Raw genomic sequence first — 1,106 nt, 5'->3', positions numbered from 1 at the left:
TTGCAGACCTCTGCCTTACCACTTGGCTATACCGCCATTATACTATTATCAATCTATAAAATAAAGAATAAATTATAGAAACTGGGGTAGCTGGATTCGAACCAACGCATGAGGGAGTCAAAGTCCCTTGCCTTACCGCTTGGCTATACCCCAAGAATAAAAAGGGCGAATGATGGGAATCGAACCCACGAATGCCGGAGCCACAATCCGGTGCGTTAACCACTTCGCCACATTCGCCATGGCAGGGGCAGCAGGAATTGAACCCACACTAACGGTTTTGGAGACCGCTGTTCTACCTTTAAACTATGCCCCTATAAAATGGAGGAGAGTGGATTCGAACCACTGAACCCTAAGGAACGGATTTACAGTCCGTCGCGTTTAGCCACTTCGCTACTCCTCCATGGTGGCGCGGGACAGAATCGAACTGCCGACACACGGAGCTTCAATCCGTTGCTCTACCAACTGAGCTACCGCGCCATATTTTAAAATTATTAATTGAATAACAAGAACGACGGTTCCGACGGGAATCGAACCCGCGATCTCCTGCGTGACAGGCAGGCATGTTAACCCCTACACCACGGAACCAGTTCATTATGGAGGTTAACGGGATCGAACCGCTGACCCTCTGCTTGTAAGGCAGATGCTCTCCCAGCTGAGCTAAACCTCCAACATTCAATTAAAATGACCCGTACGGGATTCGAACCCGTGTTACCGCCGTGAAAGGGCGGTGTCTTAACCGCTTGACCAACGGGCCAGGTAAACTTGTTACGGAGAGTAAGGGATTCGAACCCTTGAGACAGTTTGCACCATCTACATGATTTCCAATCATGCTCCTTCGGCCTCTCGGACAACTCTCCAGAGTGAAAGAAGCTCAATACTCTTTCTCAAAATGAGAACTCCGGCAGTAGGACTCGAACCTACGACATCATGATTAACAGTCATGCGCTACTACCAACTGAGCTATGCCGGAATAACATCAGCGTGGCGACGTCCTACTCTCACAAGGGGCAACCCCTCACTACAATCGGCGCTAAGAAGCTTAACTTCTGTGTTCGGCATGGTTACAGGTGTATCCTTCTCGCTATCGCCACCACACTGTGGTGTTA

At 49.4% G+C, this 1,106-nt stretch carries 10 tRNA genes and 1 rRNA gene; all 11 read right to left on the bottom strand.

Annotated elements, in window-relative coordinates:
* Window positions 1-81: 81 nt before the first annotated feature.
* Window positions 82-153: transfer RNA gene (locus tag RWU19_RS13335), tRNA-Gln, on the bottom strand.
* An 11-nt stretch (window positions 154-164) separates the two neighbouring features.
* Window positions 165-237: transfer RNA gene (locus tag RWU19_RS13330), tRNA-His, on the bottom strand.
* Between the two features lie 2 nt (window positions 238-239).
* A tRNA-Trp gene (locus RWU19_RS13325) sits at window positions 240-313 on the bottom strand.
* 6 nt (window positions 314-319) lie between these two features.
* Window positions 320-400, bottom strand: a tRNA-Tyr gene (locus RWU19_RS13320).
* 1 nt (window position 401) lies between these two features.
* Window positions 402-477 (bottom strand) — tRNA-Phe (locus RWU19_RS13315).
* Between the two features lie 35 nt (window positions 478-512).
* Window positions 513-585 (bottom strand) — tRNA-Asp (locus tag RWU19_RS13310).
* Window positions 586-594: 9 nt separating this feature from the next.
* Window positions 595-667, bottom strand: a tRNA-Val gene (locus RWU19_RS13305).
* Between the two features lie 15 nt (window positions 668-682).
* Window positions 683-754 (bottom strand) — tRNA-Glu (locus RWU19_RS13300).
* Window positions 755-768: 14 nt separating this feature from the next.
* Window positions 769-857 (bottom strand) — tRNA-Ser (locus tag RWU19_RS13295).
* Window positions 858-896: 39 nt separating this feature from the next.
* Window positions 897-970 (bottom strand) — tRNA-Asn (locus RWU19_RS13290).
* Window positions 971-979: 9 nt separating this feature from the next.
* A 5S ribosomal RNA gene (gene rrf / locus RWU19_RS13285) occupies window positions 980-1,095 on the bottom strand.
* Between the last annotated feature and the right edge of the window lie 11 nt (window positions 1,096-1,106).

The organism is Enterococcus sp. 2STP, assembly GCF_032465635.1.
Classification (GTDB): domain Bacteria; phylum Bacillota; class Bacilli; order Lactobacillales; family Enterococcaceae; genus Enterococcus_B; species Enterococcus_B lactis.
The sequence above is the reverse complement of the archived record's forward strand: the minus strand, read 5'-3'. Positions and strand labels throughout refer to the sequence as shown.